Origin of the sequence: Sphingomonas oligophenolica, assembly GCF_039522915.1 — a bacterium.
Classification (GTDB): Bacteria; Pseudomonadota; Alphaproteobacteria; order Sphingomonadales; family Sphingomonadaceae; genus Sphingomonas; species Sphingomonas oligophenolica.
Window position 1 is genome coordinate 40,090 of the sequence record NZ_BAAAEH010000007.1, and the last position, 21,795, is coordinate 61,884.

The following is a 21,795-nucleotide window of genomic DNA, read 5'->3' on the forward strand; positions in this document are numbered from 1 at the left end:
GGATACGCCTTTCAGAGATGACGAATAATATAGGTAGCGAAGGAGAAGAGGAGAACGGTAACGAGCCCGCCGCCGATCACCCGGGAAGCAAGAGGGGAAACGCCGCCGTCGTTCGGCCAGACCAGGAAATTCAGGCCCATCATGAAGAAGAACAGGTTCTGGACGCCTTGGTCCCAAGGCGTTGGCACATGGGCCAGGTCGCGCAACGCGAAGGTCGCCACGCAGCCCAGGGCCGCCACGAAAAGAAGCGCCCCAAACGGCCGACGAAATCGTTCAGGCGCGAGATTGGCATAGGGTCTGGCAATCATGACCCCGCCCCCCACGAACTCAGCGCCCAGGCGAAGCGGCCGAGCAGCAGCGCCAGCGCGATCAGCATGGTGCCGGCGATGCGGCGGCCATAGACGGCGCCCTCGCTCCGCCCCGGCCGGGTGAACACGACCAGCCCGGCGATCCCGGCGGTCGCGGCGACCGACGCCATGATGAGGGGCGCGCGCAGCATCAGCGGCGGACCCTTTCGACGACGACCTTCTGCGAGCGGTGCGAGCCGACGCCGAAGAACACAATGCCGAGGAAATAGCCGAAATCATACCAGCCGCCATTGTTCGGCACGGCGTAGACGGCGACATCGGACATGAAGAGCGAGAAGAACCAGGCGATCGGGAAGATGAAGCCGTGCCACACGCCGAGCAGGAAGCCGGGCGCCTCGGGCGCGACCGCCGAATGGACCTGGTGCGCCGCGCAGGCGGACAGCGCGAGCAGGGCGACGATCAGCGCTGAAAGCCGCGCGGGCGAAAATCGAGATGAAGTGCCGATCATCCTGACATGCTCCTTGCATCGAAATACGATAGCGTGCGTTGGGGGGACGCACCCGTAACGAAGGAGGACTGCACATGGCTGACGCAAGCGCAATCAAGGAACATATGGACGTCATCGGCGCCGACGGCGTTCATGTCGGCACCGTCGACCATGTCGATGGCAACCGCATCAAGCTCACCAAGGCCGACAGCGGCGAGGGGAGCCACAAGGGGCACCATCACTACATCTCGCTCGGCCTGGTCGCCGATGTCGAGGGCGACAAGGTCCGGCTGAGCGCCAACGCCGACGTGGCGGTGACCTTCGAGGAAGAGGCGTAAGGTCACTTTCCCTCTCCCACCTTTCCCTCTCCCAGCGGGAGAGGGAGGGACCCATGCGAAGCATGGGAGGGTGAGGGTGATTGGGTGAGGTGTGACGCTTTGTCGCCCTCACCCTTCCGCCCCTTCGGGGCTCCTTCCCTCTCCCGCTGGGAGAGGGATGTTGAGATCGCGGCAATCACCCCGTCCGTATTCGCCAGCACGTCGTTGTTCCAGAAGCGCAGGACACGGTAGCCCTCGTCTTCGAGGAAGCGCGTGCGGGCCACGTCATGGGTCGCTGCCTCGCTGTGCTGGCCGCCATCGACCTCGACGATCAGCTTTCTGCTGAAGCTCAGGAAATCGACGAAATAGGGGCCGTACGGAACCTGGTAGCGGAACTTCGCTGTCGGGAATACCTCGCGCAACGCGCGCAACAGGCGTTTTTCGGCCTCGGTCGCGTTGCGGCGCAGATCCCTTGCGCGGTCGACGCTGCCTGAGGGGAGGTTGCGGTAGTTACGCACTCACCCTCACCCTTCCGCCGCTACGCGGCTCCCTCCCTCTCCCGCCGGGAGAGGGAATTGGGTTGCGCGGCAAATACACCTCTCCCAGCGGGAGAGGGAGGGGCCCGCACGGCGCAGCCGTGTGGGAGGGTGAGGGCGATTTAGTTTTGCCACATCACTGGCACGCCAGAGTGGCTGGTCCAAAGACAATGATCCGGGGGATCATTGGCACGCCAGACACTCGTCGTAATTCTTCACATCGACCTGGATCTCGCGCAGATCGATCGTGTTGTCGGCTTCCACCCCGCCGGCGAACCCGGCGCGCTGGATGCTCTTCGAACGGAGATAGTAAAGCGACTTGATGCCCAGCTCCCACGCGCGGAAGTGCAGCATCAGCAGGTCCCATTTCTCGACATCGGCCGGGATGAACAGATTCAACGACGCCGACTGGTCGATATAAGGGGTGCGATCGGCCGAGAGCTCGATCAGCCAGCGCTGGTCGATCTCGAAGCTGGTCTTGAAGCAATCCTTCTCCTCCTGGCTCAGGAAATCGAGATGCTGGACGCTGCCGCCCTGCTCGAGGATCGAGTTCCACACCGCATCCGAATTCTTCGATTTCTCGATGAGGAGCTTCTCGAGATAGGGGTTCTTGATCGACCAGGAGCCGCTGAGCGTCTTGTGGGTGTAGACGTTCGCCGGGATCGGCTCGATGCAGGCGCTGGTGCCGCCGCAGATGATGCTGATCGACGCGGTCGGCGCGATCGCCATCTTGCAGCTGAACCGCTCCATCACGCCCATGTCGGCGGCGTCGGGGCAGGGGCCGCGCTCGATCGCGAGCTGCATCGAGGCTTCGTCGACCTGGGCCTTGATGTGCTTGAACATCTTCAGGTTCCAGCTCTTGGCCATCGCGCCCTCGAAGGGCAGGCCGCGCGCCTGGAGGAAGCTGTGGAAGCCCATCACGCCGAGGCCGACCGACCGCTCGCGCATCGCCGAGTAAGCGGCGCGCTCCATGCCGGGTTCGGCGCGGTCGATGAAATCCTGCAGCACATTGTCGAGGAAGCGCATCACGTCCTCGATGAAGCCCTTCTCGCCCTTCCATTGGTCCCAGGTCTCGAAGTTCAGCGACGACAGGCAGCAGACGGCGGTGCGGTCATTGCCGAGATGGTCCTTGCCGGTCGGCAGCGTGATCTCCGAGCAGAGATTCGAGGTCGAGACCTTGAGGCCGAGATCGCGATGATGCTTGGGCATCGCCTTGTTCACGTGATCGGAGAAGATGATGTAGGGCTCGCCGGTCGCGAGGCGGGTCTCGACCAGCTTCTGGAACAGCGAGCGCGCGTCGACCGTGGCGCGGGCCGAGCCGTCCTTCGGGCTGGTCAGCGTCCATTCCTCACCGTTGCGGACCGCTTCCATGAAGGCGTCGGTGATCAGCACGCCGTGATGCAGGTTCAGCGCCTTGCGGTTGAAATCGCCCGAGGGTTTGCGGATCTCGAGGAATTCCTCGATCTCGGGATGCGAGATGTCGAGATAGACAGCGGCCGAACCGCGGCGCAGCGAGCCCTGCGAGATGGCGAGGGTGAGCGAATCCATCACCCGCACGAACGGGATGATGCCGCTTGTCTTGCCGTTGAGGCCGACCGGCTCGCCGATGCCGCGGACATTGCCCCAATAGGTGCCGATGCCGCCGCCGCGCGAGGCGAGCCAGACATTCTCGTTCCAGGTGTCGACGATGCCGTTCAGGCTGTCGGGCACCGAGTTGAGGAAGCAGGAGATAGGGAGGCCGCGCCCGGTGCCGCCGTTCGAGAGCACCGGCGTTGCGGGCATGAACCACAGCTTGGAGATATAGTCGTAGAGGCGCTGCGCATGCGCGGCGTCGTCGGCATAGGCCGAGGCGACCCGGACGAACAGGTCCTGGTACTTCTCGCCCGGCAGCAGATAGCGGTCAGTCAGTGTGTCCTTGCCGAAATCGGTGAGCAGGGCGTCGCGCGAATGATCGACCTCGACCGGGTAGAGCTGCTGCTTCACCGACTTCGAATCGGTGCGCGCGGCGAGCTTGCGCTTCGCGCCGCCATGCTTGCTCGACGTGTCCGCGGCAGGCGCCGCTTCAGCCGTTACGGCTTCGATTGCATCGGTCGGCATGGTTACGCTCGCTTCCTGGCTGTCTCTGAAATCCATCGCTCTTTCGTCCCCGCTTCCATCAAACATACTCAACCGGTGTCCTGGCGGATCGCCCTGGGTGTTCCCGGTCCGTTCGAATCGGGGGCGAACCCCCTGTCTACCATTTCAGGGGCAAACCCGGAGAACAAAATCTTCCCCGCCCGCGCCTCACAGCGCGGGGAAAGACCATACCGCAATATAGGATCCCGGTTGTTGCTCTACCAGTTATTGGGTTCGCCCCCGAACTCAACCGCTACAGATTGTGCCTAATTCCATTTCAGGGCAAGCCGGTAAATGACGTTTTCGTGACTCGGTTCGTCGCTATTTTGACTCGTCTCGTCACACCGCCAAAACGCTGCAGCGCAGCGACGCGTGGAGTTCTGCGGGCTGCGTGAAAGGCAAGGGAACGAACACGGAACGCGACAAAATTTTTATGCTTTCCTGCCCCGTCGGCGCGGCGCGGGAAGGCGCCACGCAGAACTACCTAGCAAGGACCGATGGGTCCGGGGAGGTGCTTTTTCGCGCTGAAGTCTGGCAGGCAATGTGAAATGGAGGAGCGAAGGCTCATCGAGTCCTCGGCTCGCGACGCGCAGCCACGGGCACGTCTCGCGTTACGATGCCTTGATCGCCTCATAGGCCGCCCGGAGCCGCATCGCGACGCTCGGGCGGCCGCTAGGCGTTGCGCCGAGATGCGTGGTGCGCAGTTCGTCCATGAAGTCGGCCCACATCTCGGGGCCGCCCTCTTCGAGCAGTTGCGCACGAATCGCGAGGACCGGGGTGACGGGCAGATGGCGGCGGCCCCAGGCGCCGAGCTGGACGATCAGCGGCACGAGCTGGATCGCCGGCTCGGTCAGGCTGTAGATATGCTTCTGCTTGTGGCTCGGATCGTCAGTGATCGCGAGGAACCCGGCGGCGACCAGCTTCTTCAGGCGGTCGGCGAGGATGTTCGAGGCGATGCCCTCCTCCGAACCGCCCAGCAATTCGCGGAAATGGCGGCGATTGCCGAACATCACGTCGCGGATCACGATCAGGCTCCAGCGATCGCCCAGCGCCTGGATGGTGAGGTTGATCGGACAGCCCGAACGCGGATCGTCGATATGGATCGTCATGACTGGTTGTAACATAGGAGCAGTTATGCGATCAGCAACCAGTTGTGATTCGCAATCGGTTTTGGAGAGGAAAGATGGCGAAGGTTCGTGTCGGCGCTTTTTCTATTTCGGTGGATGGCTTTGCGGCCGGCCCCGGCCAGGACCTCGACCATCCGCTCGGCGTGCGCGGCAAGGAACTGCATGAATGGGCCTTCGCCACGAAGACCTTTCGCACGATGTTCGGCGAAGAGGGCGGGTCGTCCGGCGTGGACGAGGACTATGCCGCCCGCTCGATGGCCGGGATGGGCGCCTGGATCATGGGCCGTAACATGTTCGGCCCGATTCGCGGCGACTGGCCGGACGACGCATGGAAGGGCTGGTGGGGCGATACGCCGCCCTATCATTGCCCGGTCTTCGTCCTGACTCACCACGCGCGGGCGCCGATCGAGATGAAGGGCGGCACCGTGTTCCACTTCGTGACGGACGGCCCCGACGCTGCGCTGGCGCTGGCGAGGGAAGCGGCGGGTGAGCGCGATATCCGGATCGGCGGCGGCGCGGCTACGATACGGCAATATCTCGCCGTCCGCGCAATCGATGAGCTGCACCTCGTTTTGTCGCCGGTGCTGCTCGGGCGTGGCGAGCCCCTCTTTGCCGGCCTCGATCTGCCCGGGCTCGGCTATGCGGTGACTGAACACGCCCAGGGCGAGAAGGCGACTCATATCGTGCTGACAAGGCAATAAGGAGGAGCGATCATGACCCTGAAACTCTATGGCCATCCCTTCTCATCCTATCACCAGAAGGCGCTCATCGCCTTTTACGAGAATGACGTGCCGTTCGACTTCGTCATGCTCGACGGCAGCGAGCCGGCGAACAGCGACTTTGGCGCCCTGTGGCCGATTAGGCGCTTCCCGCTGTTGGTCGACGGCGAGCGGCCGGTGCCCGAGGCGAGCGTGATCATCGAATATCTCGGCGTCCATCATCCCGGGCCGGTGCGGCTGATCCCGGAAGATCCCGATGCGGCGATCGAGGTGCGGCTGCTCGACCGCTTCTTCGACAATTATGTGATGACGCCGATGCAGAAGGTCGTCGGAGACGCACTGCGTGGCGAGGAGGCGCGCGACGCGCAGGGAGTGAAGGACGCGCGGACTCAGCTCGACACCGCCTATGAAGTGCTCGACCGGTGGATGGCGAGCCGCGAATGGGCGGCGGGCGGGGCCTTCAGCCTGGCCGACTGCGCTGCGGCGCCCTCCTTGCTCTATGCCGACTGGACTCATGCGATCCCCGAGCGTTTCGCGAACGTCCACGCCTATCGTCGTCGCCTGCTGGCGCGGCCTTCCTATGCGCGGGCGCTCGACGAGGCGCGGCCCTACCGGCATTATTTCCCGCTCGGGGCGCCGGAGGGGCGGGATTGAGGCTGCGTTTTCCGGGAGACGGAAAGAAAGGGTCAGGCCGATCGCTTTATCGGCATCGCTGAGGCGGAGGCAGGCGCGGAGAGGCGCTCCATATTGAAATGCTGCGCGAATTCGAGGCCCGCCTTGCCATCGGCCGCCCATTTGACTCTGGCCGGGAACATCTGATCCTCGAGCAGCTCGATCAGGATCTCGATTCCGATCGCGTCATCGCCGACATCGATGCCGTCGATCATCGCGCCGGTCGCCGACATGTTGCGGATCCGGATTTCCCCTTCGACATCGCCGGCGGCGATTCGGGCGTTGCGGATCATCGAATGGCGCGGGCTCCGGCTGACTCGGTAACCAGAGGCGGTCGCCATGCCGTCCGCGGCGGCGAGTTGCCTGACCACTTCGGCCGCGCGCGCCGGCTTGCCATAGACATAGCCCTGGATGTGGCTGCAGCCGAGTTCGCGGATCAGCAGGATCTCGTCCTGTACCTCGACGCCCTCCGCCGTCGTCTCCATGCCGAGCGTGTCGGCGAGCGTGACGATCGCCTTGATGATCGCTGAATTGCGGTTGCCGGCGATCGCTGCGCCCTTCACGAAGCTCTGGTCGATCTTGATCTTGTCGAACGGCGCTTTTTTCAGATAGCCGAGCGACGAATAGCCGGTACCGAAATCGTCGAGCGCAAGGCGCACGCCCAGGCCTTTCAGCATCTTGAACATGTGCTCGGACGATGCCGTCTCGTCGAGGAACACGCCCTCGGTGATCTCGAGTTCGAGCCGGTCGGGCGCGATGCCGGATTTTGCGAGTGCGCTGGTGATGACCGTCGGCAGGCTTGGATTCGCGAACTGGATCGGCGAGACATTGACCGCGACGCGAATATCCTTCGGCCATGTCGCCGCCTCCATGCAGGCAGTGCGCAACACCCATTCGCCGATCGCCTCGATCAGCCCAGTATCCTCGGCGACCGGCACGAACTCGGTGGGCGAGATGGCGCCGCGGGTCGGGTGATCCCAGCGGATCAGCGCTTCATAGCCGACGATCCGCTCGGTCCTGGTGCTGACCACCGGCTGATAGGCGACGTGGAACTGGTCCTGCGCGAGCGCGTGGCGAAGATCGTCCTCGAGCTGCTTGCGGCTCTGCGCACCGATCAGCAGCTCCTGGCGGAAGAAGCGATGGATGCCGCGCCCGTCGGCCTTGGCGGCATAGAGCGCGAGATCGGCATTGCGGATCAGGGTTTCCGAATCGCGGCCGTCCTCGGGCGCGATCGCCACGCCGATCGAGCAGCCGATGGTAATGGACGATCCGTCGATGAAATAGGGCTGGGAAAGGGCAGCGATGATTGCCCGGGCAAGCTCGCCGAGCCGCTCGCGGTTGGATTCGCTCGGCAGCACGACCTGGAATTCGTCGCCGCCGAGCCGCCCGACCAGCCCGGCATCGCCAACCGCGCGGTGCAGGCGCTGGCCGACCTGCTTGAGCAGCGAATCGCCGACCTGGTGGCCGAGAGTATCATTGACCGCCTTGAACCGGTCGAGATCGAGCAGCAGCAGCGACGTGGCGCGGTACGCGCCTTTCGGCTGATGGAGCATCTGATCGAGCGACAGCCGCAATCGCTGGCGATTGGCGAGGCCGGTCAGGCTGTCGAACAGCGCGAGGCGGGTGATCTCGGCATCGGCGCGCCGGCGCTCGGTCAGGTCGCTGCCGCTGCCGATGAACCCCTGGAAGCGGCCGAGCTCGTCAGTCGTCGGGCGCCCGGAAATAGACCACCAGCGCTCGAGCTTGCTGGCGCTCGCCGGACGAACCGAATAGTTCGAAAAAGCGGTGCGCGACGAGAGGTGGAAGGCAAGCGTGCGCTCGGTCTCGGGCGATGCGCTGTCCATCCGGAACAGGGCGGTGAGCATTTCGCCGATTGCCGGCGCCTCGGGTGTATCGAGCTCGGTCGCCACCTTGCTCGACAGATAGATCACCTGTCCATGGCTGTCGGTCTGCCAGAACCAGCCGGTGGTGTGGCTTTCGAATTCGTGGACGAGGCGTGCGGCCATTCGACCCTGAGATTCGCTGGCGCCGCGGCTCCCCGATGCGGATTGGTCGAGCTTGGCGAGGCGATAGGTGGCAGTGGCGAGATAGAGGAAGAAGACGAACGCGACGCCGCTCGCCGGCCCGAAGCGGGACTGAAAGGTGATCGCGACGACCAGCGCGGCGGCGAAAGCGATCGTCGCCGCGCGCACCGGGTGCAGCACCACGGCTGCGACCACAATGGCGCTGAAGATCGCGACGAAGCTCGCAAGCTGGACTGGGCTGACGGGGAATTCAGCGGCGACGCCGAGCAGCGAAAACAGTGCGGCGGCGATCCCGGCGGCGATTATGGTTGCGCCGCGAACATGCGCGTGCGGCGACCAGCGGGCAAAGGCGGGCAGCGAGAGCAATGCCCATGCCAGCAATCCGAGCCCGATGACGAGGCCGCCGCGATACTCGATCGCATCGAGCAGATCGGGTCGATGAAGCCTGTATGCCATGTACCACGACAGGCAGGGGGCGCAGACCAGGGCCGCCAGCGCGAAAGGCCATGTCGCCGCGAGCTGATCGACCTGGGTTTGAAGTGCCTCAGCCTGCCCGGCTGCCCGCTCGTGCCCTGGCGCGAGATCGTCGCGGAACGCGCCCGCGGTCGTCGTCAGCGCTCGAAACGGGTGGAAAGAGCCAATCATTCGTTTCGGTTAGCGCCTAATCTTGCAAAATTGCTTTCGTGGCATGGTGAAGGAAGCATTTCACTGATTGGCAGATCGATCGAACGGGCGGTACTTCTCCCACGCCCAGGGCAGCCCGACCGGGGCGAGCAGGCGATCGGCGCCGCCATCGCAGGTGCGGCTGAGGCGAGCAGGGCTGCGGTGACGGCCAGTCGGAACATCGGCTTCCTCGACTGGTGCTGCAGTACGGGGATAGCGCGCATCAAGCGCCGGTCAAACGCCGCTGGCCGACCTGGGGCAGCAGGACGATCTCGGCGCCGTCGAGCACGTAACGGGCATAGCGGAAATCGCGGATCCGGCTCACCGAATCCCCGGCCCAATCGAGCGCGATGATGTTGGTCGGATTGCTCGTGCCGGTGCGGGGATCCGTCATGATCACCGCCAGCTGGCCATCGACCAGGCCGATCCGCAAATGCCAGTCGTCGATGCCGCGATAATTGGTGAAATAGGAAGTGATGGCGGAACGGCCCACCGAGCGCGCCCGCGTCACCAGGTCGAAACGCACATCTTCCGACAGCATGGCGCGGACGCCGTCGAAATCATGCGCGTTGAAGCGGTCGACATAGCGCGCGAGACGAGCGAGTTGGTCGTTGTCCAGGGTCGGGAGCGGCCTCTCGCCGCCAGCCTCCGCCAACAGCTTGAATTGCGCCCGGCCGCGGTGGAGCGCCGCCTTCACCGCCGGCAGCGTGGCGCCGAGGATCGCGCCGATCTCATCATTGGAATGGCCGAGAACATCCTTCAGGATCACCGCGCTCCGGGGCTGGGGCGGGAGCTGCATGAAGGCGCGGAGCGCCGCCCGGGACGCGATCCGGCTGGCGGTATCGTCCACGGCGGTCACCGCGCCCGCCATGTCGAGCGGCAGCGCCGCGCCGCGTCGGCTGCGGCCGCGGAGGAAATCGATCGCTGCGTTGTGCGTGATCCGGAAGAGCCAGCCATCCACATTCTCCAGCGGCGATGCCCCGTTGAACGCGGCGAGCGCGTGGACAAGCGCATCCTGCACCACATCCTCGCCGTCGAGCGCCGACCCGGTCATGCGCGCGGCGTAACGATGGAGCGCGGGGCGGATCTCGCCCAGCCGACGGTCAAAGGCCGTGCGGGCCGCATCGCCGGTTTCGCGTGCGCTGTCCCTCATTGGTTCGATCCTGTTGTTGCGCCTTTTCGAAACCATGACGCTGGCAGTGGCAGAAAGGATTCGGTGCCGAAAAATTCAGGTCCGCGAATCCTTTCGGGGGTGGCCCCCGTCAAGGACACAGGCGACCGGCATCGGGTCGGCGCCCCTGTTCTGGAGGCTCCCATGAAGCTCTATATCCTGCCCGGTTCGCTCACCAGCCGTAAGCCGCTGGCGGTGATCCATCACCTCGGTCTTCCCGTCGAACTCATTGAGGTGTCCGGTGCTGAAGCCCAGTCGCCCGCCTATCGTGCGATCAACCCCAACGGGATGGCGCCCACCCTGGTCGACGGCGAGATGACGCTGTGGGAGTCGAACGCGATCGGCGTCTATCTGGCTGAATCGACCAGCGACAAATCGCTCTTCCCTCCGGGCATGCGCGCGCGGATCGAGATCCTCCGCTGGCTCTATTGGGAGGCGATCCATTTCAACGGCGCGCTCGGCACCTTGTTCTTCGAGATAGCGGTGAAGCCGGCGATAGGCCGGGGCGCGGCCGATCCGGCGGTGGTCGAGCGGGCCGAACAGGGCTTTCATCGGTTCGCGCCGGTGCTCGAGGCGCATCTGGCTGACCGGATGTTCATGGTCGGCGAAACGATCACCTATGCCGATTATGCCGTCGCGTCGTGCGAGCCCTATCGCGACCGGCTTCCGGTCGATTTCGCCAACTATCCCGCCATTCAGCGCCATTTCGATCGGGTCGCCGCAATGCCCGCCTGGCACAAGGCGCTCGGCAAGGCGCCGGTGCGCGAGGCGGCATGAGCTTGGGGGAGAGGTGCGTTCGCGCCTCTCCCCTTTCGCGCGGAACTGGGTTAGGCGCGACCCGCATTCCCATGTCGAGCGAGGCCAATGACCGTCACTATCCGCGAAGCCGACCTGATCGAGAGCGTCGCCGACGCGCTTCAGTTCATCAGCTATTATCATCCGATGGATTATATCCGCGCCCTGGGCGTCGCCTATGAGGCTGAGCAGAGCCCGGCGGCGAAGGACGCGATCGCGCAGATCCTGACCAACAGCCGGATGTGCGCCGAGGGGCACCGGCCGATCTGCCAGGATACCGGGATCGTCACCGTCTTCGTCAAATGGGGGCAGGATTGCCGGCTCGAATCGGATCGCTCGCTGCAGGAGGTGATCGATGAGGGCGTACGCCGCGCCTATCTCAACCCCGAGAACAAGCTGCGCGCCTCGATCCTCGCCGATCCGGCCTTCACCCGCCGCAACACCAAGGACAATACGCCGAGCGTGCTCCACGTCGAGATGGTGCCGGGCAGCACGGTCTCGATCGATGTCGCGGCCAAGGGCGGCGGCAGCGAGAACAAGTCCAAGTTCAAGATGATGAACCCGAGCGATTCGATCGTCGACTGGGTGCTCGAGATGATCCCGCAAATGGGCGCCGGCTGGTGCCCGCCGGGGATGCTCGGCATCGGCATCGGCGGCACCGCCGAGAAAGCGATGCTGCTCGCCAAGCAGAGCCTGATGGGCTCGATCGACATGGCGCAATTGAAGCAGCGCGGGGCGAAGACCGATATCGAAAAGCTTCGCGTCGAGATTTTCGACAAGGTCAACGCGCTCGGCATCGGCGCGCAGGGGCTTGGCGGGCTGTCGACCATCCTCGACGTGAAGATCATGGACTGGCCGACCCATGCCGCGTCGAAGCCGGTGGCGATGATCCCCAATTGCGCCGCGACCCGCCACGCCCATTTCACGCTCGACGGTTCGGGGCCGGTCTATCTCGAAGCGCCGAAGCTCGAAGAATGGCCCGACGTCAACTGGACGCCCGACAAGGCGGCGATCCGGGTCGATCTCGATACGCTGACGCCCGAGGTCGTTCAGTCGTGGAAGCAGGGCGACCGGCTTCTTCTCAATGGCAAGATGCTGACCGGCCGCGATGCGGCGCACAAGCGGATCAAGGACATGCTCGATGCAGGCGAGCCGCTTCCCGTCGAGTTCGCCGGGCGGGTGATCTATTATGTCGGGCCGGTCGATCCGGTCGGCGAGGAAGTGGTCGGCCCCGCCGGCCCCACCACCGCGACGCGAATGGACAAGTTCACCCGGATGATGCTCGACCAGGGCCTGCTCGCGATGGTCGGCAAGGCCGAGCGGGGGCCGGCTGCGGTCGAGGCGATCCGGGATCATCAGAGCGCCTATCTGATGGCGGTCGGCGGCGCTGCCTATCTGGTCGCGCGGGCGATCAAGGGTTCGAAGGTCGTCGGCTTCGAAGATCTCGGGATGGAGGCGATCTACGAATTCGAGGTCAGCGATTTTCCGGTGACCGTGGCGGTGGATTCCACGGGTGCGAATGTGCACCAGCTGGCGCCTTTGGTGTGGAAAGAGAAGATCGCAAAAGAGAAACTGCTCGCCTGATCGTCGCCCCGGCGGAGGAGCGCCGGGTCGGATCGTCCCCTGGACGATCCTTGAACCTGCGGGGCAGGTTCAACCCGGTGCTGGCCGCTGGGTTTGAGGCAGAGGGGTGGACTATAACGCAGCGGCCCCGGCCTCCGCCGGGGCGACGGGGGAGGTGGTCGGTGCGCGGCGGTTATACTTATATTGTGACGAACAAGCCGTTCGGTATTCTCTATACGGGCGTCACTGCCGATCTCGCCGCGCGCATCCTCGCCCATCGCGAGGGTCGCGGTTCGAAGTTTGCCGCAAGATGGGATTGCATGCGGTTGGTCCTTATCGAGCCGCATGACACGATCGAAGAGGCTATCGTTCGCGAAAAGGTGCTTAAGAGCTGGAATCGGGTGTGGAAGCTCCGTCTGATCGCTGAGACAGACCCGAACTGGGAGGATCTCTGGGAGACGATCAATGGGTGAGGGGGCGCACGAGCAACGCAGCGGCCCCGGCCTTCGCCGGGGTGACGTGCAACCCATCGCCCATGTCCGCGGCGGCCGCGTCGAAGCTGTCGACGACGACTGGGACCGCGAAACCGCCGTCATCGAGCTCGAGCCCCGCTTCGGCCCCGAAGCCCTGTACGGCCTCGCCGACTTCTCCCATGCCGAGATCATCTTCGTCTTCGATCAGGTGCCGGAGTCGAAGATCGAAACCGGCGCCCGTCATCCCCGCAACCGCGAAGACTGGCCGCTCGCCGGCATCTTCGCGCAGCGCGGCAAGAATCGTCCCAACCGGATCGGCCTCACCACCTGCGCGATCCTGAAGATCGAGGGAACGCGGCTCCATGTCAGAGGCCTCGACGCGATCGACGGCACGCCCGTGCTCGATATCAAGCCGGTGATGCGTGAATTCCTGCCGCGTGGCGAGGTCCGCCAGCCCGACTGGGCGACCGAGCTGATGGCCGAATACTGGGCCCGCGCCGGGTGACCGCCCCCGGCACCGCACCCTGCGATCGGCTCGCCGCCATCGAGCGGAAGGGTGGCGACACGGGCAGTACCGGCGCCCTGATCGCGACCGTACTCGGCTCGAGCATCGCCATGATCGACGGGTCGGTCGTCAATGTCGCATTGCCGGCCATGGGCCGGGCGCTCGGCGCTGACGGCACCGGCGTGCAGTGGATCGTCAACGGCTATATGCTGCCGCTCTCGGCACTGGTGCTGATCGGCGGCGCGCTCGCTGACCGGGTCGGGCGCAAACGCACCTTCCTTGCCGGGCTGGTGATCTTCGCGGCGGCCTCGCTTGCCTGCATGGTGTCGCCGACGCTCGGCTTCGTGATCGCCGCGCGCATCGTCCAGGGGATCGGCGCCGCGTTGCTGGTGCCGGCGAGCCTCGCCATCCTTGGTGCCGATTTCGACGGGGCGGCTCGGGCGAAGGCGATCGGGACGTGGGCGGCGGCGGGCGCGGCGGCCGGCGCGGTCGGGCCGATCCTCGGCGGATGGCTGGTCGATCATGTCGGCTGGCGATCGATCTTCGCGCTGGTCGTGCCGATTGCGCTGGCGGCCTTCGCGATGGGCCGGCGTTACGTGCCGGGTGGCCATGACGAGGACGCCAAGCTGCCTGACTGGTATGGTGCCGCGCTCGCCACCGCCGGGCTCGGGCTGCTGGTCTGGGGCCTGACGATGCTGACCTCCGGCGATCGCGGCACGGGCGCCGCAATGATCGGCGCGGGCACGATCGCGCTGGCGGCGTTCGTTGGGCTCGAAGCGAAGCTTGGCGACCGGGCGATGGTGCCGCTTGCCCTGTTCGGCACCCGGATCTTCACCGGCGTCACGCTGCTGACCTTCCTGCTCTATGCCGCCCTTGCCGGCGCGCTGCTGCTGCTCCCCTATCTGCTGATCGCCCGCGGCTGGCACGCGGCGTCGGCGGGCGCCGCGGTGCTGCCCCTGCCGCTGATCATGGGCCTTGGCTCGCGCGGCGTCGGTGCGCTTGCGGCGAAGATCGGCGCGCGGCCGCTGCTGGCGCTTGGGCCCATGGTGACGGGCGCCGGCTTCGCGCTGTTCGCGCTGATGCCGGAAGGCGCCATCCACTATGCCCGCGACGTCCTGCCCGGCATGCTGCTGGTCGGCCTGGGCATGACCGCGGCGGTCGCGCCGCTGACGACGACGGTAATGGCGGCAGTCGACCAGCGCCACGCGGGCGCGGCGTCAGGCGTCAACAACGCAACCGCGCGGATCGGCGGGATGATCGCGGTCGCGCTGATCGGGCTGGTGCTGACCGACAACGGGCGCGGCGTGTCGCTGGCGGCCTTCCATGCTGCAGCGATTGCTGCGGCAGTGATGGCGGTGGGAGCGGGATTGTGCGGGTGGTTGCTGGTGCGGGCGAAGGATGCGGGCAGCCGATCATAGAGGCGCGGTGCCTGGCCGAGCTGATCTCACTCGTCCTCGATCGGACGCGTTGCCCAGCTTGCGTAGAGCGTCGGTATCGTCAGCAACAGGCACAGCAGATAGAAAGCCAGCACCGGCATCATGAAGAGCAGCCGGTCGCGGTCCCAGGGCTCGATCAGGGCCAGCCCGGTCAGGGCAAGGAGCGCGACGATGGCAACGAAGCTGACCGCCGCGAACGCCGCGAGATAGCCGTCTCGACGCAATTGCCGATCGCGCTCATCGACGCCGACCAGGGTTCCGAAAGGCTTGATCGGCCCCAGCAAGGACAGGGTAGTTGCAATCGCCTGAGCCAGGGACAGCAGGGAGATGCCGAGCGCATAATGTGGGTGAGGGGCTGCCGCGGCAACGACGATCCCGGCGGTTGCCAGCGTGAGCGCAACAATCGGCGACCACCGCAGATGAAGTCCATGCTGCGTTTTGGCGGCAAATCGCCGGGAAAATTGCGGAAAGCCCGTCATGTTCGCGAGATCGTCCAGGCGTTCGGGCAGGCTCATGCGCGTCACTCCGCTGAGTCGATGCGGCGCAGGGCGACCGCGACCGACTCGAAGGGTTCAAAGGAAAACAGATGCTCGACCGCGACGTCGAAAAAGGCGGCGATCTTCAGCGCGAGCTCCAGGCTCGGATTATAGTCCCCGCGCTCAAGATAGCCGATCGTCTGCGGGTTGACGTCGACTGCGTCGGCCAGCGCGCGGCGGGAGGTGCCACGTTCGCTGCGAAACAGGGCGATTCGGTTGTGAATTTTCATATATCTATTGTGTAAACACAACAAAGCATAGTGTGCAACCAATTTTTGCTGATGCCTGAAACAACGTCTTTCCACGCTGTGCCCATCGTGCACAAAACGAAACGGATGGGCTTGGGCACGGCCGCGACCGATGATATGGACGCCGCCAGGGGAGTGGGGAATTGGCCGAGCGGGTCGCACTGCGCGGATATGAGACGAGTCTGGATCGCGCGGGGCTTGCGCTCGGTGCGGGCGGGCTGCTGGGCGGCGCCTTTGCGAGCCTGCTGGTCGCGCTCGGCGGAACGCCGACACCCTTGGCGATCGCAGTCGGTTTCCTCATCGGCATGGTGATCACCGCGATGGCGGCGGTCGCGGTTGCCGGGCCGCTCTGGCTTGTCGCCCATGCGCTCGGCCGGCGGGGCCCGGGCGCCGCGATGCTGGTCGGCGCGGTCGCCGGCTTCGCCCTGTTCCTCGGCGGGCAGACCTATGGTTTCGGCCTCTACACGATGCCCGCCACCGACACCCAGACATTGATTTTCCGCTGGATCAGCGCTGTCGCGACCAGCCTGATCCTTTCCGGCATGTCGGCGCTGATCGGGTTCACCATGTGGCGGGTCGCGTACCGGCGTATCTGGTGAGCACGTCCACGCATCGCCGATTCAACATCGATGGCAGTCGTTGCGGTGTCGGCCCATCATCGGCCTGCTCTTCCGTTCAGCAACCGCCGAGGCGCCGGGCGCTGGTGTGAGTCTTCGACGTCATCTGCATCCGCCCGGTCGAGACCGAGCTGCCGCTCACGTCCATCGTCGTGGCGGTATAGCCGCCGTTCGAGGTCACGGTCATGGTGCCGGAGGCGAAGGCGCACACCATCACTGAGCTCAAGCGACCACCCGTGGCGTTGAAGCTGGTATAACGGCATTTGCCATTGCTTCCCTGGAGCACGGCGCGCGGCCCGTTCGCCGCCTGCACCGCGGTCACGCAGGCAGTCACGGTGGTCGGGTGGGCGCGCATCGCAGCGCCGACGCCACGCGGCATGCGGGGCGACTGCATGTCGGTGATGGTGACAATGCTCTGCCATTTGCCGGGCTGGATCGGCAGGCTCGATGTTGCGGCGGGAAGGACCAGCAGCAGCGGTGCGGCGGCAAGAAGTCGATTCATCGCAAAATCTCCAAGAACTAAAGATTACGCGCGACCAATCCCGCTGTGTCGCGGGTTGACGCCTTCCTTCTCGCATTCGCGGCGGATGGCAATCCGGATTCGAATGCAGGCGAAGGTGATTGCCGCTCGGGCTTTCTGTTCCCATATTGTACTTCTATGGCAATCCAGATTCGCACCAGCCTCGCGGAGCCCGAGACGGGCACCAGCTTCGTCCCGCACCGCCCGGCGCGGCCGCCCAAGGCGGAGGGCGGCAAGAGATTCAAGCTCGTTTCCGATTATACCCCTTCGGGCGATCAGCCGACGGCGATTGCCGAACTCGTCGCGCAGACTGAGGCCGGCGAGCGCGATCAGGTGCTGCTCGGCGTCACCGGCAGCGGCAAGACCTTCACCATGGCCAAGGTGATCGAGGCAGTGCAGCGACCGGCGCTTGTGCTTGCCCCCAACAAGATTCTCGCTGCGCAGCTCTATGGCGAATTCAAGAGCTTCTTCCCCGAGAACGCCGTCGAATATTTCGTCAGCTACTACGACTATTACCAGCCCGAGGCGTACGTCCCGCGCTCGGACACGTATATCGAGAAGGAAAGCTCGGTGAACGAGGCGATCGACCGGATGCGCCATTCGGCGACGCGCGCGCTGCTCGAGCGCGACGACGTGATCATCGTCGCCTCGGTCTCGTGCCTCTACGGCATCGGCTCGGTGGAGACCTATTCGGCGATGATCTTCGATCTCAAGAAAGGCCAGACGGTCGACCAGCGCGAGATCGTCCGCAAGCTCGTCTCGCTCCAGTACAAGCGCAACGATGCCGCCTTCCAGCGCGGCAATTTCCGCGTGAAGGGCGACAATCTCGAAATCTTCCCCTCGCATTATGAGGACACCGCCTGGCGCGTGTCCTTCTTCGGCGACGATATCGAGGAGATCGTCGAGTTCGATCCGCTGACCGGCAAGAAGGTCGCGAGCCTCGATTATGTCCGGGTCTATGCCAACAGCCACTATGTGACGCCCGGCCCGACGCTGAAACAGGCGATGGAAGCGATCAAGCACGAGCTCGCCGAACGGCTGAAGGAGCTGGTGCCCGAGGGGAAGCTGCTCGAGGCGCAGCGGCTCGAGCAGCGCACCAATTTCGATCTCGAGATGATCGCGGCGACCGGCAGCTGCGCCGGCATCGAGAATTATTCGCGCTTCCTCACCGGCCGGATGCCCGGCGAGCCGCCGCCGACCCTGTTCGAATATCTGCCCGACAACGCCCTGCTGTTCGTCGACGAGAGCCATGTCACGATCGGCCAGATCAACGGCATGTCCCGCGGCGATCATCGCCGCAAGCTGACGCTCGCCGAATATGGCTTCCGCCTGCCCTCGGCGATCGACAACCGGCCGCTGCGCTTCAACGAATGGGAGGCGATGCGGCCGCAGACCACCTATGTCTCGGCGACCCCGGGCGGCTGGGAGATGGAGCAGACCGGCGGCGTCTTCGCCGAGCAGGTGATCCGCCCGACCGGGCTGATCGACCCGCCGATCGAGATCAAGCCGGTCGAGGAACAGGTGCAGGATCTGATCGTCGAGGCGAAGAAGACCGCCGAGGCCGGTTATCGCACCCTGGTCACGACGCTGACCAAGCGGATGGCCGAGGATTTGACCGAGTTCATGCACGAGGCGGGATTGAAGGTCCGCTACATGCACTCGGACGTCGAGACGCTCGAACGCATCGAGCTGATCCGCGATCTGCGGCTCGGCGTGTACGACGTGCTGGTCGGCATCAACCTGCTGCGCGAGGGGCTCGATATCCCGGAATGCGGGCTGGTCGCGATCCTCGATGCCGACAAGGAAGGGTTCCTGCGCTCCGAAACCTCGCTCATCCAGACCATCGGCCGCGCCGCGCGCAATGTCGACGGCCGGGTGATCCTCTACGCCGATCGCATCACCGGCTCGATGGAGCGGGCGATGAACGAGACGGGGCGGCGGCGCGAAAAGCAGCTCGCCTATAATGAAGCGCACGGCATCACCCCGACGACGATCCGCCGCAATATCGGCGACATCATCAAGGACGTCGCGAGCCGCGACCAGGTCACGATCGAGATCGACGAGGACCGGCCGCACATGGTCGGCCACAACCTGCGCGCCTATATCGAGGATCTCGAAAAGCAGATGCGCGCGGCGGCCGCCGATCTCGAGTTCGAAACAGCCGGGCGGTTGCGCGACGAGATCAGATCGCTCGAAGCCGAGGAGCTCGGCCTGCCTGCCGGCGAGCATCGCGCGCCGGTGATGGGCCGAGCGAACGAAGGCAAGCCGGGCACGCGCAAGACCCGCTACGGCAAGAGCCAGAAGATGCGGATGGGCGGCGGGCGGAGCGGGCGCTAGCAAGCGCCGTTGATCGATCCCGTCGGCGAGGCGCCGCTTCGCCTTGCCTGCGGAACCGCCATTTGGCTGTTTCGGACGCATGTGAGATATGACATGCCACCGTAACGAACCGGGGGGCGGACGATGGCGGATGGCATCTCCAAGGGAAAAGACCCGGCGGCGGCTCTGCTCTATCTTGCCCTGTGGTCGCTTTCGACCTTCTATCTCTATCGGGCCGGAGCTGACTGGTCCTTTCCGATCATCTCTCTTGCGATTTTCGGCATAACTCTATCCGGCCTGGCCTGGTGGCTGACCCGAAAGGCGAACGCGCCGGCGGTACCGGTGACAAGGCCGGCGATCGAGTTGTCGGCCCTGCTCCTCTATCTCGCCGTCTATGCCTTTGTCGTGCTGGGCTGGGCGATGGGTGCGGTCAAGGCGGCGGTACCGGCCGGGCGCGAACAGGAGCTGGCCGTCCTGGCGCTGAAGCTCGTCGTGCATGTCGGCGCGCCGTTGGCACTGCTCTGGCTGTTGCGCGCCCCGATCCGGGCGATGTTCGACAGCGGACTGAGCCGGCCCGGCTTCTGGCCGACCCTCATTGTCCTCGGCGCCATTCTGATCGGGCTGTTGGCGGTGGTCAGCCCCAGTCTCGGCCAGATCGCGGCCCTCAAGCTCGGGCTGCCGGCGCTTGCGTTCGGGGCCGGGGGCGCCTTTGCGTGGATCGCGGTCGAAGCTGGGTTGTGCGAGGAATTCCTGTTTCGCGCTGCGCTGCAATCGCGCTTCGCCGCAGTGCTGAAGTCGCCGATCGCCGCAATCATCGCGACGTCCATCCTGTTCGCGCTCGCCCATGTGCCGGGCCTTTATCTGCGCGGCACGCCCGATACGGACGGCTGGTCGACCGATCCGCTTCAGGTCGCTGCGTTCACCATCGCGACGCTGTCGCCGATCAGCATCCTGTTCGGCGTGCTGTGGGCGCGGACCCGGAGCTTGTTGCTGGTCGTCCTGCTTCACGCCTGTGTCGACGTGTTGCCGTTCACGCCGGAGTTCATCAAGACCTGGAGCTGACATCGCGGGCCGATGGAGCAACCGCCGTCGTTGCAGGACGTTAAATCGAGGGACCGTGGAGAATTGCCGGGGAGCGGACACGCCGTCGCTTCCTAATTTCAGCCTCATCCTCGACGATCAGGCTCGTCCGCTTGGTATCGGGCCCATCACCCAGGCGCCGACCGGGCGCATCAGGAAGCCGACCGCGAAGATCGCCGCCGTGCTCAGCAGCTGAGCGGTGCGATCGCCCTTGGGGAAGAAGGTCGCGGCGAACACGAGGCGCCGATGATCGATCGCAACCTTCTGGCGTCGATCGCCATGTCTCTCTCCCCCGGTTCAACGTCTTGGCGGACAGGAGAGTCGAAATAACGCGGGCGCGCAAGACGGACGGTTGAGCGGGCAGCCCGCATCGCGCATAGGACCTGATGATGCGCGCGCTTCCGATCCTCGCCTTGACCTTTGCGCTGGCGAGCTGCGTCAGTCCGACAGCGCCACCACGGCCGGCGCCCGCGCCGGCGCCGACCTACACGCCGCCGCCACGCCCCACGCCGACCCCGGCACCGGTCGGACCGGACTGGCGCGACTGGCCGGTGACATCCGGCGACTGGGTATATCGGCAGGATGGCCGCGGCTCGATCGCGCTGTTCGGCCAGCGCGGTGCCGACGCCGTAGTCACGCTGCGCTGCGATCTCGCGGCGAACACGCTCTATCTCTCACGCGCCGGGCTTGCCGCCGGCGCGGTGCCGATGACGATCCGCACCTCGACGGTCTCGCGGATCCTGTCGAGCGCGCCGACCGGCGGTACGCCGCCCTATCTCGCTGTCTCGATCGCCCCGCGTGACAGCCTGCTGGACGCGATCGGCTTCAGCCGCGGGCGGTTCGTCATCGAGCAGCCGGGCTATCCGACCTTGGTGCTGCCGGCCTGGCCCGAGATCGAGCGCGTCACCGAGGATTGCCGGCGCTGACGGGATAGGCTTGCCGCTTCGTGCGTTTTTCCCGCCAAGGAGAAAGGCAATGATCCGCAAGCTCAAATCCGGCGAATATCGCCTCTATACGCGCAAGCTCGATCCAGACACGCACAAGCGCCGCAACCTCGGCACCTTCGACACCCGCGCCGCGGCCGAGAAGCATGAGCGTGACGTGCAATATTTCAAGCGGCACTGATCATGGCGGAACGGAAATGGTCGCAGGACGTGACCGAGCATTCCGACGCGCTCGATCTCGAACGCGTGGTCTTCACCTGGGACGATCCGAAACGGATCGCCGCATCCCTCAAGCGATCGGCCGAGCACAGCCATCGCCGCAAGGGCACGCCCTTCCAGTCGGCGATGTCGATGCTCACCTTCTACATCAACCGCGCCGGGCATGGGCTCGACGCTAAGCAGAAGAAAATACTGGAGAAAGCGAAAGATGAGTTGCGCGTCGCCTTCGGGAAGGCGTGACGCCGCCCGAACCGCGCAGGCGAAAGAGAATCCTCCAAATCGCGATGCAATACAAGACTTGTATATGCGATTCCGATGATTCACATTGGGATCGTACCCGCTGCAGGGTACGCCGTTTCAACAATGCGAAAGGAGGTGATCCGATGTCTCATGGTTCAGCAATG

The 21,795-nt window shown here is 65.1% G+C and carries 26 protein-coding genes; 14 read left to right on the top strand and 12 right to left on the bottom strand.

All coding sequences use genetic code 11. From position 1 onward, the window contains the following. Positions 1–11: 11 nt before the first annotated feature. Genes ABD050_RS05075 through ABD050_RS05085 form a run of 3 tightly spaced genes read right to left on the bottom strand, consistent with a single transcriptional unit; the run spans position 12 to position 816 of the window. Positions 12–308: a hypothetical protein gene (locus tag ABD050_RS05075; protein ID WP_343888138.1), complete on the bottom strand. Its 297-nt coding sequence runs from the start codon at positions 306–308 to the stop codon at positions 12–14. Beyond that, a complete protein-coding gene (locus ABD050_RS05080) occupies positions 305–499 on the bottom strand; it encodes a hypothetical protein (protein ID WP_343888139.1) in 195 nt (64 codons plus the stop codon). The genes ABD050_RS05075 and ABD050_RS05080 overlap by 4 nt, the downstream gene beginning before the upstream one ends. Beyond that, positions 499–816 carry a hypothetical protein gene (locus ABD050_RS05085; protein ID WP_343888140.1) on the bottom strand — a complete coding sequence of 106 codons (318 nt, stop codon included), beginning with the start codon at positions 814–816 and terminating at the stop codon, positions 499–501. The genes ABD050_RS05080 and ABD050_RS05085 overlap by 1 nt, the downstream gene beginning before the upstream one ends. A gap of 74 nt (positions 817–890) precedes the next feature. Between ABD050_RS05085 and ABD050_RS05090 the strand changes: the two genes are divergently transcribed. After that, positions 891–1,133: a DUF2171 domain-containing protein gene (locus ABD050_RS05090; RefSeq protein ID WP_343888141.1), complete on the top strand. Its 243-nt coding sequence runs from the start codon at positions 891–893 to the stop codon at positions 1,131–1,133. A 2-nt stretch (positions 1,134–1,135) separates the two neighbouring features. Here the strand turns inward: ABD050_RS05090 and ABD050_RS05095 are convergent, their stop codons facing one another. The 3 genes from ABD050_RS05095 to ABD050_RS05105 form a co-directional block, all read right to left on the bottom strand. Continuing rightward, entirely contained in the window at positions 1,136–1,630 is a 495-nt protein-coding gene (locus ABD050_RS05095; RefSeq protein WP_343888142.1) for an endonuclease domain-containing protein, read from the bottom strand. Positions 1,631–1,831: 201 nt separating this feature from the next. After that, positions 1,832–3,781, bottom strand: coding sequence for a ribonucleoside-diphosphate reductase subunit alpha (locus tag ABD050_RS05100; RefSeq protein ID WP_343888143.1), 1,950 nt, complete (start codon positions 3,779–3,781; stop codon positions 1,832–1,834). A gap of 593 nt (positions 3,782–4,374) precedes the next feature. After that, positions 4,375–4,872 carry a winged helix-turn-helix transcriptional regulator gene (locus ABD050_RS05105; protein ID WP_343888144.1) on the bottom strand — a complete coding sequence of 166 codons (498 nt, stop codon included), beginning with the start codon at positions 4,870–4,872 and terminating at the stop codon, positions 4,375–4,377. 74 nt (positions 4,873–4,946) lie between these two features. On the opposite strand from ABD050_RS05105, the gene ABD050_RS05110 reads away from it, so the two are divergent. Both ABD050_RS05110 and ABD050_RS05115 read left to right on the top strand, forming a co-directional pair. Continuing rightward, positions 4,947–5,591, top strand: coding sequence for a dihydrofolate reductase family protein (locus ABD050_RS05110; protein WP_343888145.1), 645 nt, complete (start codon positions 4,947–4,949; stop codon positions 5,589–5,591). A 12-nt stretch (positions 5,592–5,603) separates the two neighbouring features. Further along, positions 5,604–6,263: a glutathione S-transferase family protein gene (locus ABD050_RS05115; RefSeq protein WP_343888146.1), complete on the top strand. Its 660-nt coding sequence runs from the start codon at positions 5,604–5,606 to the stop codon at positions 6,261–6,263. Positions 6,264–6,295: 32 nt separating this feature from the next. Here ABD050_RS05115 and ABD050_RS05120 read toward each other — a convergent pair whose 3' ends face one another. Then, on the bottom strand, positions 6,296–8,950 hold the full coding sequence (locus ABD050_RS05120; RefSeq protein ID WP_343888147.1) for a putative bifunctional diguanylate cyclase/phosphodiesterase: 2,655 nt from the start codon (positions 8,948–8,950) through the stop codon (positions 6,296–6,298). Positions 8,951–9,191: 241 nt separating this feature from the next. Next, positions 9,192–10,121, bottom strand: coding sequence for a sigma-70 family RNA polymerase sigma factor (locus tag ABD050_RS05125; RefSeq protein WP_343888148.1), 930 nt, complete (start codon positions 10,119–10,121; stop codon positions 9,192–9,194). A 162-nt stretch (positions 10,122–10,283) separates the two neighbouring features. On the opposite strand from ABD050_RS05125, the gene ABD050_RS05130 reads away from it, so the two are divergent. The 5 genes from ABD050_RS05130 to ABD050_RS05150 all read left to right on the top strand — a co-directional run bounded on the left by ABD050_RS05130 (position 10,284) and on the right by ABD050_RS05150 (position 14,893). Further along, positions 10,284–10,916 carry a glutathione S-transferase family protein gene (locus ABD050_RS05130; RefSeq protein ID WP_343888149.1) on the top strand — a complete coding sequence of 211 codons (633 nt, stop codon included), beginning with the start codon at positions 10,284–10,286 and terminating at the stop codon, positions 10,914–10,916. Positions 10,917–11,003: 87 nt separating this feature from the next. Further along, positions 11,004–12,518: a fumarate hydratase gene (locus ABD050_RS05135; protein ID WP_343888150.1), complete on the top strand. Its 1,515-nt coding sequence runs from the start codon at positions 11,004–11,006 to the stop codon at positions 12,516–12,518. 161 nt (positions 12,519–12,679) lie between these two features. Further along, positions 12,680–12,970, top strand: coding sequence for a GIY-YIG nuclease family protein (locus ABD050_RS05140; protein ID WP_343888152.1), 291 nt, complete (start codon positions 12,680–12,682; stop codon positions 12,968–12,970). Then, positions 12,963–13,475: an SAM-dependent methyltransferase gene (locus tag ABD050_RS05145; protein ID WP_343888153.1), complete on the top strand. Its 513-nt coding sequence runs from the start codon at positions 12,963–12,965 to the stop codon at positions 13,473–13,475. Before ABD050_RS05140 ends, ABD050_RS05145 begins: the two co-directional genes overlap by 8 nt. Beyond that, positions 13,472–14,893 (top strand): MFS transporter, encoded by a 1,422-nt coding sequence (locus ABD050_RS05150; RefSeq protein ID WP_343888154.1) that lies wholly within the window; start codon positions 13,472–13,474, stop codon positions 14,891–14,893. Before ABD050_RS05145 ends, ABD050_RS05150 begins: the two co-directional genes overlap by 4 nt. Positions 14,894–14,919: 26 nt before the next feature. On the opposite strand, the gene ABD050_RS05155 is transcribed toward ABD050_RS05150, so the two are convergent. Next, on the bottom strand, positions 14,920–15,426 hold the full coding sequence (locus ABD050_RS05155) for a hypothetical protein (RefSeq protein ID WP_343888155.1): 507 nt from the start codon (positions 15,424–15,426) through the stop codon (positions 14,920–14,922). A 5-nt stretch (positions 15,427–15,431) separates the two neighbouring features. Further along, complete coding sequence (locus ABD050_RS05160; protein WP_343888157.1) at positions 15,432–15,677, bottom strand: helix-turn-helix transcriptional regulator; 246 nt, start codon at positions 15,675–15,677, stop codon at positions 15,432–15,434. A 161-nt stretch (positions 15,678–15,838) separates the two neighbouring features. Between ABD050_RS05160 and ABD050_RS05165 the strand changes: the two genes are divergently transcribed. After that, on the top strand, positions 15,839–16,294 hold the full coding sequence (locus tag ABD050_RS05165) for a hypothetical protein (protein ID WP_343888158.1): 456 nt from the start codon (positions 15,839–15,841) through the stop codon (positions 16,292–16,294). 76 nt (positions 16,295–16,370) lie between these two features. On the opposite strand, the gene ABD050_RS05170 is transcribed toward ABD050_RS05165, so the two are convergent. Continuing rightward, positions 16,371–16,814, bottom strand: a complete 444-nt coding sequence (locus ABD050_RS05170) for a DUF3617 domain-containing protein (protein ID WP_343888159.1) — start codon at positions 16,812–16,814, stop codon at positions 16,371–16,373. 156 nt (positions 16,815–16,970) lie between these two features. On the opposite strand from ABD050_RS05170, the gene uvrB reads away from it, so the two are divergent. Together uvrB and ABD050_RS05180 are read left to right on the top strand one after the other, a co-directional pair. Next, on the top strand, positions 16,971–19,169 hold the full coding sequence (gene uvrB / locus ABD050_RS05175) for an excinuclease ABC subunit UvrB (protein ID WP_343888160.1): 2,199 nt from the start codon (positions 16,971–16,973) through the stop codon (positions 19,167–19,169). Between the two features lie 123 nt (positions 19,170–19,292). Beyond that, the gene (locus ABD050_RS05180; RefSeq protein WP_343888161.1) at positions 19,293–20,210 is read left to right on the top strand and encodes a CPBP family intramembrane glutamic endopeptidase; all 918 of its coding nucleotides are present in this window, start codon (positions 19,293–19,295) and stop codon (positions 20,208–20,210) included. A 117-nt stretch (positions 20,211–20,327) separates the two neighbouring features. Here the strand turns inward: ABD050_RS05180 and ABD050_RS05185 are convergent, their stop codons facing one another. Next, a complete protein-coding gene (locus ABD050_RS05185; RefSeq protein WP_343888162.1) occupies positions 20,328–20,465 on the bottom strand; it encodes a hypothetical protein in 138 nt (45 codons plus the stop codon). Positions 20,466–20,614: 149 nt separating this feature from the next. On the opposite strand from ABD050_RS05185, the gene ABD050_RS05190 reads away from it, so the two are divergent. Genes ABD050_RS05190 through ABD050_RS05200 form a run of 3 tightly spaced genes read left to right on the top strand, consistent with a single transcriptional unit; the run spans position 20,615 to position 21,631 of the window. Then, positions 20,615–21,154 (top strand): hypothetical protein, encoded by a 540-nt coding sequence (locus tag ABD050_RS05190; RefSeq protein ID WP_343888163.1) that lies wholly within the window; start codon positions 20,615–20,617, stop codon positions 21,152–21,154. A gap of 49 nt (positions 21,155–21,203) precedes the next feature. Next, positions 21,204–21,353 (top strand): hypothetical protein, encoded by a 150-nt coding sequence (locus ABD050_RS05195; protein WP_343888164.1) that lies wholly within the window; start codon positions 21,204–21,206, stop codon positions 21,351–21,353. A 2-nt stretch (positions 21,354–21,355) separates the two neighbouring features. Further along, entirely contained in the window at positions 21,356–21,631 is a 276-nt protein-coding gene (locus ABD050_RS05200; protein ID WP_343888166.1) for a DUF3175 domain-containing protein, read from the top strand. Positions 21,632–21,795 lie beyond the last annotated feature (164 nt).

Excerpts from the sequence above, each read along its gene's own strand:
- ABD050_RS05075 (WP_343888138.1), bottom strand. The coding sequence starts at position 308 with ATGATTGCCAGACCCTATGCCAATCTCGCGCCTGAACGATTTCGTCGG.
- ABD050_RS05080 (WP_343888139.1), bottom strand. The coding sequence starts at position 499 with ATGCTGCGCGCGCCCCTCATCATGGCGTCGGTCGCCGCGACCGCCGGG.
- ABD050_RS05085 (WP_343888140.1), bottom strand. The coding sequence starts at position 816 with ATGATCGGCACTTCATCTCGATTTTCGCCCGCGCGGCTTTCAGCGCTG.
- ABD050_RS05090 (WP_343888141.1), top strand. The coding sequence starts at position 891 with ATGGCTGACGCAAGCGCAATCAAGGAACATATGGACGTCATCGGCGCC.
- ABD050_RS05100 (WP_343888143.1), bottom strand. The coding sequence starts at position 3,781 with ATGGATTTCAGAGACAGCCAGGAAGCGAGCGTAACCATGCCGACCGAT.
- ABD050_RS05105 (WP_343888144.1), bottom strand. The coding sequence starts at position 4,872 with ATGACGATCCATATCGACGATCCGCGTTCGGGCTGTCCGATCAACCTC.
- ABD050_RS05110 (WP_343888145.1), top strand. The coding sequence starts at position 4,947 with ATGGCGAAGGTTCGTGTCGGCGCTTTTTCTATTTCGGTGGATGGCTTT.
- ABD050_RS05115 (WP_343888146.1), top strand. The coding sequence starts at position 5,604 with ATGACCCTGAAACTCTATGGCCATCCCTTCTCATCCTATCACCAGAAG.
- ABD050_RS05120 (WP_343888147.1), bottom strand. The coding sequence starts at position 8,950 with ATGATTGGCTCTTTCCACCCGTTTCGAGCGCTGACGACGACCGCGGGC.
- ABD050_RS05125 (WP_343888148.1), bottom strand. The coding sequence starts at position 10,121 with ATGAGGGACAGCGCACGCGAAACCGGCGATGCGGCCCGCACGGCCTTT.
- ABD050_RS05130 (WP_343888149.1), top strand. The coding sequence starts at position 10,284 with ATGAAGCTCTATATCCTGCCCGGTTCGCTCACCAGCCGTAAGCCGCTG.
- ABD050_RS05135 (WP_343888150.1), top strand. The coding sequence starts at position 11,004 with ATGACCGTCACTATCCGCGAAGCCGACCTGATCGAGAGCGTCGCCGAC.
- ABD050_RS05145 (WP_343888153.1), top strand. The coding sequence starts at position 12,963 with ATGGGTGAGGGGGCGCACGAGCAACGCAGCGGCCCCGGCCTTCGCCGG.
- ABD050_RS05155 (WP_343888155.1), bottom strand. The coding sequence starts at position 15,426 with ATGAGCCTGCCCGAACGCCTGGACGATCTCGCGAACATGACGGGCTTT.
- ABD050_RS05160 (WP_343888157.1), bottom strand. The coding sequence starts at position 15,677 with ATGAAAATTCACAACCGAATCGCCCTGTTTCGCAGCGAACGTGGCACC.
- ABD050_RS05170 (WP_343888159.1), bottom strand. The coding sequence starts at position 16,814 with ATGAATCGACTTCTTGCCGCCGCACCGCTGCTGCTGGTCCTTCCCGCC.
- uvrB (WP_343888160.1), top strand. The coding sequence starts at position 16,971 with ATGGCAATCCAGATTCGCACCAGCCTCGCGGAGCCCGAGACGGGCACC.
- ABD050_RS05180 (WP_343888161.1), top strand. The coding sequence starts at position 19,293 with ATGGCGGATGGCATCTCCAAGGGAAAAGACCCGGCGGCGGCTCTGCTC.
- ABD050_RS05190 (WP_343888163.1), top strand. The coding sequence starts at position 20,615 with ATGATGCGCGCGCTTCCGATCCTCGCCTTGACCTTTGCGCTGGCGAGC.
- ABD050_RS05195 (WP_343888164.1), top strand. The coding sequence starts at position 21,204 with ATGATCCGCAAGCTCAAATCCGGCGAATATCGCCTCTATACGCGCAAG.
- ABD050_RS05200 (WP_343888166.1), top strand. The coding sequence starts at position 21,356 with ATGGCGGAACGGAAATGGTCGCAGGACGTGACCGAGCATTCCGACGCG.